The sequence below is a fragment of the Natronorubrum halalkaliphilum genome, from assembly GCF_009834785.1.
Classification (GTDB): Archaea; Halobacteriota; Halobacteria; order Halobacteriales; family Natrialbaceae; genus Natronorubrum; species Natronorubrum halalkaliphilum.
Map to the genome: position 1 here is coordinate 1 of NZ_WUYX01000035.1, position 9,121 is coordinate 9,121.

At 57.9% G+C, this 9,121-nt stretch carries 7 protein-coding genes, 1 tRNA gene and 1 pseudogene; 6 read left to right on the plus strand and 3 right to left on the minus strand.

Going from position 1 to position 9,121, the window contains the following annotated elements; genetic code table 11:
• Positions 1 to 170 precede the first annotated feature (170 nt).
• Genes GS429_RS11590 through GS429_RS11600 form a run of 3 tightly spaced genes read left to right on the plus strand, consistent with a single transcriptional unit; the run spans position 171 to position 2,108 of the window.
• Positions 171 to 971: an SWIM zinc finger family protein gene (locus GS429_RS11590; RefSeq protein ID WP_160065521.1), complete on the plus strand. Its 801-nt coding sequence runs from the start codon at positions 171 to 173 to the stop codon at positions 969 to 971.
• Positions 964 to 1,743 (plus strand): hypothetical protein, encoded by a 780-nt coding sequence (locus GS429_RS11595; RefSeq protein ID WP_160065526.1) that lies wholly within the window; start codon positions 964 to 966, stop codon positions 1,741 to 1,743. Before GS429_RS11590 ends, GS429_RS11595 begins: the two co-directional genes overlap by 8 nt.
• Positions 1,740 to 2,108: a calcium-binding protein gene (locus GS429_RS11600; RefSeq protein WP_160065522.1), complete on the plus strand. Its 369-nt coding sequence runs from the start codon at positions 1,740 to 1,742 to the stop codon at positions 2,106 to 2,108. Before GS429_RS11595 ends, GS429_RS11600 begins: the two co-directional genes overlap by 4 nt.
• Positions 2,109 to 2,116: 8 nt before the next feature.
• Here the strand turns inward: GS429_RS11600 and GS429_RS11605 are convergent, their stop codons facing one another.
• Complete coding sequence (locus GS429_RS11605; protein ID WP_328821362.1) at positions 2,117 to 3,463, minus strand: DUF790 family protein; 1,347 nt, start codon at positions 3,461 to 3,463, stop codon at positions 2,117 to 2,119.
• Complete coding sequence (locus GS429_RS11610; RefSeq protein WP_160065523.1) at positions 3,450 to 4,862, minus strand: DEAD/DEAH box helicase; 1,413 nt, start codon at positions 4,860 to 4,862, stop codon at positions 3,450 to 3,452. Before GS429_RS11610 ends, GS429_RS11605 begins: the two co-directional genes overlap by 14 nt.
• Positions 4,863 to 4,995: 133 nt before the next feature.
• Between GS429_RS11610 and GS429_RS11615 the strand changes: the two genes are divergently transcribed.
• The 3 genes and pseudogenes from GS429_RS11615 to GS429_RS22675 all read left to right on the plus strand — a co-directional run.
• Positions 4,996 to 6,972, plus strand: a complete 1,977-nt coding sequence (locus GS429_RS11615) for an SWIM zinc finger family protein (protein WP_160065524.1) — start codon at positions 4,996 to 4,998, stop codon at positions 6,970 to 6,972.
• 33 nt (positions 6,973 to 7,005) lie between these two features.
• Positions 7,006 to 8,049, plus strand: a complete 1,044-nt coding sequence (locus GS429_RS11620) for a DUF8137 family protein (RefSeq protein WP_160065525.1) — start codon at positions 7,006 to 7,008, stop codon at positions 8,047 to 8,049.
• 281 nt (positions 8,050 to 8,330) lie between these two features.
• A pseudogene (locus GS429_RS22675) lies at positions 8,331 to 8,609 on the plus strand (ERCC4 domain-containing protein); the annotation flags it as partial.
• A gap of 283 nt (positions 8,610 to 8,892) precedes the next feature.
• Here GS429_RS22675 and GS429_RS11630 read toward each other — a convergent pair.
• Positions 8,893 to 8,968, minus strand: a tRNA-Cys gene (locus tag GS429_RS11630).
• Positions 8,969 to 9,121 lie beyond the last annotated feature (153 nt).

The window sequence follows — 9,121 nt, forward strand, 5'->3', positions numbered from 1 at the left end:
GATACACCAACAACGACCGATCCTCCAAGAGAGGCTCGCTACCGCTACACAACCGATGGCTGAGGGTTAGCTAAAGACAGATGCACTCACGGTGGCGCTTGCCGACCCGAACCGGCAAGGCGATACTGTCGAACCGAAATCAGATTAGACCCGCCCGCGAACAGTGGGATATGAACGTTGACGAGGAAACCATCCGAAATCGGAGCACGGCCGCCGTCTTCGAGCGTGGAGAAAAGTACCGCAAGGAGGGACGCATCGACCAGCGTGACCGGTTCGACGACCTCGTTACCGCGGCCGTCAGCGGGTCGAAACTGTACGACGTGACGATCGAGTTCGGCGGACGGAGTCTCGATACGAAGTGTACCTGCCCATACGACGAGGGTGGCGACTGCAAACACGTTGTCGCCGTGTTGCTGGATATCGCCGCTGATCCGCCAGCAGACGACAGCGAGGACGTCGAGGCAGTTCTCGACGACGTGTCGGCCGACGACTTGCGTAGGTTCGTCCGTGATGCACTCGCCAAAGACGCTGAATTACGCGAGCAGTTCCTTGCACAGTTTGGTGACGACCACAAGTCAGTCAACGAGTACCGCGAGGAAATCGCCCAGCTATTCGAACAGCATGCTGACCCCAGCGTGTACGACGCGATTGACTTCGCTCGGTTTTTCGAGATTGCCGAGCAGTACCGTGATCGAGACCGGTATCTGGCCGCCGCGACGGTGTATCGGGCCATATTCGAGGAAGTCGATGAGAAATCGAACTGGATCGACGGGTCCTACGACCACTACGCGAAAACCATCCAGAGAGCTATCGACGGCTACGCCGACTGCATTCTTGCGACTGATCCAACTCCGGAGGAGTTCGACACATACGCGGGCATACTGGAAGCACGAGCGTCGACAGAGCCGCCGATCAACAACGAGCAGTTCTGGCGCGAACTCGACAATCTTGAGGAGCGATACGATGAGTGAGGTTGATGAGCGATTCGTCATCGAGATTGGGAGCGGAACAGTAGTCCATATCATCGATATGGATACCGATCAAGGCGAGAGAAACGATCGCTTCTCGTTCGGTATCGGTGGTCCCGGGGAGATGATGTGTAGTCACGGTAACCGGCATCCGCGCCCGCAGCACGTCCCGGTATCGGAGTTTCTCGCCGACCCCGATATCGATAAAGATGGCCTCGAGGGCGATGCACCCGACGAAATCTGCTCGTATTGTTGGTCGAACACGCGGGAGGCAGTCGGGAACGAACAGGACCAAGCTGGCGACGACATATCTGAGCGGATAGGAACCGTCGGCTATCGGCTCCGATGGAAGCAGAAAGGCTGTGCGCGAGACGAGTGGTACGATATCGTCGTCAAGCCGGAGACCACAGTAGCAGAACTGGATAGACTCGTCTGTCGGTTCACGACGCTCGATGACTTCCATCTCCGGATGTACGGGCTCGAAGACGAGTATCTGGAGTCCAGTCTCAACGTGCTTCCCGACCACCAGTACGAGGAAGCAGGCGGCCGGTCGTACACAAGAGCAAGTGAAATGACGATTGCAGATGTCGCCGAGCGTGCGACACTCTGGGATGGCGACAGACTCAGCATGGTCTATGATTTCGGCACGCCGTCGCACTACTACTGTATCGTCAAGGATGTCTACGAGCCGCCGGAGCTTGCCGAGATTGTTGAGCGCGATGACGTGATTGCGTCGACTGATACGGCCGCGATTGTTAGGGAGAAACGACCATGACGGAGGAAACGGATGAAAAGCGAAACAGCCGCATTCGGAGGGAGATACTCACCGATGCCTACACCGCAGATGAGATGGCTATCAGTTGGTGCTACCATCTGGAGCGTGAGATGTCTTTCCCGTTCCAAGCGCGGTGTATCAAGGAGCGGACGATCTCACCACTGCGAGAGGAAGAAGAGGTACCTGTCGTTGGAATGACCGACGAAGTAGTCAGCAGCAGTGAGATGTTCGTCCTCGTGGAGTGGATGGACCGAGAGTTCGGTGTCCCCTTGTCGCAGCTCGAAGTACTCGACGCGGACAGCGATACCAGAAAAGCGGTTGACGACTGGCACTACTGGAACGGCGACGGCGGTCGATTGAGCTGAACGCGCGATTAACTGCGCTCTGACTCCGTATTCGACGCGTACTCTTCGGCTAGCTCAACCACGTCATAGACGTGAATCCCACTTTTGAACCACAGGACGCGCTCCGACGCATTGCCGAAGTCCTCGTCGGCACAGTCGAGGCGCTCAGAAACCGCGAGCACGAAGTTGTCGGCGTCGACCTGCCGAATCTTCGCCAGTTTCGACTGCAGGTACTCCGGGGTCCAGAAGCCCACAATCTCGATGATCGCCCGTCTGCCATCGGGGTGTTCGATAGCGAAATCCGGAATCATCACTTCCGCGCCGAGGTCGAAGACATCGTCCTCGCGCGTGAGGGTCCACTCAGTGTTCGCTCGCTCCCACTTCCGGGCGAGGGTCCGTTCGAGGTCGCTATCGAACTGCTGGCCAGTGCTGTAGTGTGAGACGAGGCCGTCAGTGTGGTCGAGTGTGAGGCGGTTACTGCCGCTGACCGTCTCCTCGTCCAGAATTTCTGCGCGCATCTCCCAGCGGTCACACAGCGGCAACGCGGGGAGGAAATTGGCCATCCGAATGCCGTACTTCTGGGACTTGCGAAACAGTGAGGCCGGGCCGTCGAGATCGGCCCCGTAGCCCGCTGCAAGATCGGTACTCCCAACGCGGTTGCCGTCGCCATCGATTGGATAGATCCGATGCATCAACCCGAACAGCTTCATGTAGCTGAACACCGTGCCGAAGTGGTCCCAGACCCGAATCTGCATCTTCGACGCGTCGTAGAGGACGGCTTGGGCCAGCGCCAAATTGTACCGTGCCAGCAGCCAGTCGACGGTCTGGGCTGTCTGGTCGTAGGCCTGCTTGCTGTTGCCGGTCAACTTCGTCGTCGACGTGGTCTCAGCAGCGTCGTAGTCCTCCACAGTCTGGTCGCCGAATCGGACCAAGAGCTTGTTATCATCCAGATCCGCGTACATCCCCCGGTAGCACTCTTTGAGGGAGATACCGAGTTCGTCAGCGACGGCGCTGTACACTTCGAGTTTCTGTGTGTCTTCCCCGAGTGTGGGTTGGCGCACGATTGGATAGTGGTCGTTCGCGCGCTCGAACAGTCGCTGGCGAATCTCTCGTGGGTCGGCTGTGGCCTGTTGCTCGAACTCACACTCGTCTTTCAATAGCTTCGCCAGTCCCTGGACGATTTTGTAGTCGGTATTGTCGACCGTTAGGTCGTCGATGGCAGCTTCGAGCTCGCCTTTCGGTTCGCCGAGGTGGTCCTCGAAGAGGTCGATAAGTGTAGCTGCAGTCGATCGATACCGCTCGTCGGAGATGTCGATGAACAGTGGGCGAACTTCACCATCACGTGTCCGCGAGCGTGCAAGGTCAGCTGTCAGCACTGCTACTCACCCCATCGCGGCGTCGCTGGGAAACATATGTCTCCATCGTGTCGGTCGTAATAATCTCGTAGAGTCGTGCTGGCTGGCGGTCATCAGTCGGTCGGAGAATGCGACCGAGCCGTTGGGCATACTGTCGTTTCGAAGCACTACCGGAGAGGATGATCCCGACATTGGCCGCGGGCACGTCGATGCCCTCGTCGAGCACTTGCGAGGTGGCGAGCATGGAGTACTCCCCTGAACGAAATCGTTCGAGTATCTCGGTGCGTTCGTCAGTGTCGGTCTGGTGAGTGATACACGGGAGGATAAACTCCCGAGAGATATCGTAGGCAAAGTCGTTGTTCGCGGTGAAAACGATGACGCGGTCATCGTGGTGACGTTTGAGGAGGTTGTCGAGCGTGTCGAGTTTCTTCGTCGCCGTCCGAGCGATTCGTTCCGCGCGTTGCTTAGCAATAAGCGCGCGGCGTCCCTGGGGGTCGTAGGACGTGCGTTTGAGAAACTCCGCGTACCCCTGTTCTTTCCACAGGTCGAAATCATGATTGTCGACGTACTCCCGATAGCGTTGGTACTCGTCGTCGTATTCAGTGCGTTCCTCGCTGGTGAGTTCGACTGACATCTGGATGGTTTCGTACTCGCTCAGGAACTCCCCGGCGAGGTCGTCAACGGCTTCCTCGTAGACGACCGGTCCCATGCGGTCTTCAAGGAGTTCTTCGCGGCCGTCCGCCCGTTCGTAGGTTGCAGTGAGGCCGAGTCGGTACGGGGCAATCGTCATTTCGGGGATTTGCAGGTAGGTTTCGGCCGCCAGATGGTGTGTTTCGTCGGTGATGAGGAGGCCAAACCGGTCGCCATACTCGTCGATGTAGCGGTAGGCACTGTCGTAGGTGGTCACGGTCAGTGCTGTAATCTCGTGGCTCCCGCCGCCGAGGACACCCACCTTCTCCGTGAGTTGGTCACCGAAGGCATTCGTCAGCGTGGCGTGCCACTGATTCATCAGATCGATCGTCGGTGTGACGATGAGTGCACTGACGCCGGCGTCGGCGATGGCCTGCAACCCGAGGAAGGTTTTCCCGCTGCCGGTTGGAAGGATGACGGTACCCTGCCGGTCGTGGGTCCGCCACGCCTCAAGCGCGGCCTGCTGATAGTCACGCGGTTCGATTTGGAGTGCGGGTGTCAGAGCGAGGTCGGGATAGGCTCGCGCAGCGTCTGTAACGTCGTGGCTGAAGCCATCCTGGAGTGTGGTCTGGCCGTTGTTCTCAGCCCACTGGCCGACCCATTCTAGGAGCGCCCGGTATCGGTAGGCTTGTGCCCGGTACGCATCGACACGGTCGTCCCATTCCGCGTAGAGGACTGTCTCAGGTGCGTTCTCCAGCAGGAGCGTTCCGTCGTCGAATTCGAGCCGCATTCGGTACCTGAACGCATGCGTGTCGGACGATTCAATCTGTCGGGGGCTGGCTGAGTGCCAGAGCGCCAACGCACGGTCAGTGATAGCACAGCGTCACGTTTTCGGGACGTACCACAGTATACAGACACAAAACATGGACTACCCGACTCGAGAGGAAATACGATCGCTCTGTACCGAACAGTCGTTCGAGCGCGGTGTCAACTATTACCACCAAGATCGGGTGAAGGAACTGGATATCGACGGCGGCGAGATCAGAGCCACTGTTCGGGGATCCAACTACTACGATGTCGCTCTCGATCTCGTGGACGATGCGGTCCGGTCTCATTGCAGTTGTCCGTACGACTACGCGGGCGACTGCAAACACGTCGTCGCGGTCTTGCTCACCGTAGATGACCGAGACACCGAGACGGTGAGCGATCCCGAACGGGACGAGACGGTCGATATCGAATCGCTGATCGAACAGACGGCACCCGAGGACCTCCGAGCGTTTCTGCATGACATCGTTGCGGAGGATCGAGATATCCGCGATCGGTTCGTCGCGTTCGTCGGCGAAGACACGGGCAAAACCGTCTACGACTACAAGCAGGAAATCAATCGACTATTCGACGACGCTGTCAGCCGGCGAGGGATGATCGAACACGACACGCACATCGACTTCTCGCAGTACACCGACCTCGCGGAGACGCATCGAGAACGAGGCCATGTCGAGACGGCAGCGGATATCTATCGAGCGGTTTCCGAGGCGGTACGTGAAAACTTGGACCGGGTTGACGACAGCAGCGGATACTACGGCCGAAAGTTGGAACGCGCTATCGAGTCGTATGCAGAGACGGTCGCAGAACAGGACCTCGACCACGAGCGAAAGCGACCGTACATCCAGTATCTCTGTGAAGAGTTCGTCGGGGCAGACTACGGCTTCGCCAGCGACGACTACGACGACGCACTCCGAACGCTCTGCACGACGGACACAGACCTCGAATATTGGCTGAAGCAACTCGACGCACACGTGTCCGGTGTCACACTCGACGAAGTACTGTCGGGAGAGTCACCCTCGAAAGCGGACGACCAACGAAATAACACTGAAGACAGCGTCGATACATCCGACGGATCAGCGAGAGACGACGAGTCGACTGTCCACTCCGAGCGAACGGGTGACGTTCTCTACGTATCCGATTTCACCGATGGTCCGCTCAGCACTGACGATTTCACCGGTGGAGCAATAGATATCGAACACTTGGCCGTCGGGACACTGAAACTCGAGTACTTCGTCGGTGACGCGTTCGAGAAGTTACGAGTCGATGAACCGACGACCGTCGAGAGACACACCGCTAGCGTTGAGCCGACCGAATCAGGAACGACCGACACGAAGGTATCGTCGTCACTCCAGAAGCGGCGGATATTCTCGACCCACGTTTACATCCTCGAGGAACTCGGCGACGAAGGCGCCCTCTCGCAACTCTACGAGGGGATTTACCTCGAAAGCAAGCGCTTCTGCGAGGAGTACGCCCGACAGCTGATCGACGAAGGTAATGAAGACCGTGCGATCGAAGTCGTCGAAAGTGGTATCCATACGTTCCGATCTGCTCGTTCACTTCGCTGGCTCGCTGCCGACCTCTACGAGGACCGGGATATGGACGAGTATCGTACCACGCTGAAACAGTTGTTTCTCGATCATACGGAGTGGGCAGCGTACGATGACCTGAAGTCGGTCTGTGACGATCAGGAGTGGCAGTCCATCCACGAGGAATTCGAGCGGCATTTCGAACGGGACGATAGAAAGGACCTCGTCGCGCTGTACGTCCACGACGACGACCTCGAAAAAGCGTTCGTCCAACTGAAGGAGAACGCAGACCTCTCGTCAGTTCGCCAGCACCGTGATCCAGTCGCAACCGCTGCGCCGGTCGAGTACTTCGAACTCTACCGGGAACTGCTCGTCCCGTTTGCCGCCAACGACACGGGGCGACGCCACTACCGAGACATCGCCGACCATCTAGAAGAGATGCGAGGATTGGTTCCCGAAGCGCGGTTCGAAGAGTTTGTCGATTTCCTGATAGACAAGCACTCGAACCGCCCGGCGTTCTTGGACGAACTGGAGAAAGCTGGGTTTTGATGATGGCTATCAACGTAGTTACTCACACGGCTGATGCCCCACACCTGTGAGAACTGCGGCGAGATATTCGAGACGCTGGCTAAGCTGCGCCTGCACGACTGTCCAGTGGAACAAGAAGCCGCCGAACAAAAACGTCGAGAACGAGAGTGGGAAGAATTCGATGCGTGGATTCGGAAACTAGAACACGAAGAGGCGACGGCAGTCAAACGGAAGGCGTCCGACGAGTTGGTCGACGCCCTCGAACGGGCGGTGGACGGTGACCACGAAGCAGTCCTTCAGGTACTCGCACAGTACGAGCGCCATCTCTCCGAAGAGTGGGAAAACTACGAGGACGGACATTACTGGGGATTCCACGACGTGTTCTTCGGACCAGTTGTCGATGGACTGGAAACAGCGGTGTCGACAGAGGGATGGCCGCTCCTGCTTGACGTGCTAGAGGCCTACTGGCCCGAGAACTCGTTTGAATTCGAGAGATACCCGGAACACGAACCGTTTGACCGGGAGGAAACCGACGATTACGACCAGTTTCCCCACATCAGTCACGTCCTCACGACTGTCGCCGGCAAGCAGGTGGTCCGGACACGTCGGACCGATGGCGTCGCAGCCATTCCAGCCGGGGCGCTCGACTACCAGTTGCGTTTTCATCGCCACCCCGGCGACGAGAGCCCGTGGATTGACTCGATGAGTTACGGGTGGGGAATCGAACATCCGGAGCACCCTGTCCGAGAGAACATCGAGATGCTCGTCCGAGGGCAGTATGACCTCTGGGCCAGTACAGCGATCGAACATGCATTCCACGCCAACCAGCACGCTACCGCGTCGCTTCTCGAAGACGTGTTTGAGGAGGAGATCGTCGCTGATCCCGGACTGCTTTTTCGACCCATTGGTGCAATCGAGCACGGATACTATCCGGATACAAGCGGACACTGGGGATGGGAAACCCTCTATCCCGAGTTTACCGAAACCGGGTTCGACTGGGATACTGACGTTCAGGAGCGACTCCGCACTGTCGTTGAGGAGTGTGGCTTCGCCGCACAGCTGTCCGACGACTGGGCGTTTGCAGATCTCTTGTTATGACCTGTACAGCCGCCGAACGTTTACCCGTGATACCGGACCTACCGCTTATCTATGGCCGAGATGCGAGATGCGAAGCCGATTCCAACAACCGTCCTGCGAGACACGCGCGAACAGCATCCGTGGACGTTCGACGAGTGTGCAGTCGAGACGCGCGACGTGACGCTCTCGACCGGCGACTACGCTGTCCCGGCCGACTGTACTCATGACCCGGATCGGACACCTACTACCCATGGTTCGCGGTCGAGCGCAAGTCAGGGCACGACTTCCTCACCGCACTCACATGGGAACGCGACCGATTTACGTCCGAACTGCGGCGGGCCGCTGAGTGGTCACAGCCCATTGCGGTCGTCGTAGAAACCTCTTGGCAAACCCTCCTTCGCAATCACGGTTGCATGGCGTGGCGGGATATCCATCCAAACCAGATCGTGGGTACGCTCTCGGCGTGGACTGATCAATACAACGTCGCGTTCCATTTCGCAGAGTCCCGACGGCAAGCGGAACTGTGTGCGTATCTCCTCCTCGTCCGTCGGAGTCTACTACGACGACGTGAGCAAATCTGACGTGATGCTCACTCTGTCCAGAAGCCGTGTTGCCGCTCCTCGATCTCGCCGAGGACTATCGAAGCATGTCACGCCATTTCTCCGAGTTTGATGCGTCGTTGCCGGATGTTGGCGTATCCGGACCCGGGTATACGTGGTCACGGGTATTGTAGTCGATACCGGTATACGAATTCAAAATCGACTAATCTACGGTGCAATTTCACTATCCGTTTTCTGAGATATTGAAATCAGAGCGGATATGCACCAAGACAATGCCGTCTTGGGCTTTAGGGTATCGTGCTAGAGCCAAGGGCCGGATTTGAACCGGCGGTGGGCGGCTCTGCAGGCCGCTGCGTTCGGCCGGACTCTGCCACCTTGGCGCACCTAAACGTTGTCACTGTGGTCGTTTAAGCATAGCGATACGGCACAAGCGTTGCTATGGGTGGACAGTGAATAACTGCAAAAACCCCGAACAGCCAACCCAGTGGCTGTCCAGGGTAATGAACTGCGCTCGGGAGAGCACAGAAAGTATG

Coding starts and splice junctions, on each gene's coding strand:
- GS429_RS11590 (WP_160065521.1), top strand. CDS start 171: ATGAACGTTGACGAGGAAACCATCCGAAATCGGAGCACGGCCGCCGTC.
- GS429_RS11595 (WP_160065526.1), top strand. CDS start 964: ATGAGTGAGGTTGATGAGCGATTCGTCATCGAGATTGGGAGCGGAACA.
- GS429_RS11600 (WP_160065522.1), top strand. CDS start 1,740: ATGACGGAGGAAACGGATGAAAAGCGAAACAGCCGCATTCGGAGGGAG.
- GS429_RS11610 (WP_160065523.1), bottom strand. CDS start 4,862: ATGCGGCTCGAATTCGACGACGGAACGCTCCTGCTGGAGAACGCACCT.
- GS429_RS11615 (WP_160065524.1), top strand. CDS start 4,996: ATGGACTACCCGACTCGAGAGGAAATACGATCGCTCTGTACCGAACAG.
- GS429_RS11620 (WP_160065525.1), top strand. CDS start 7,006: ATGCCCCACACCTGTGAGAACTGCGGCGAGATATTCGAGACGCTGGCT.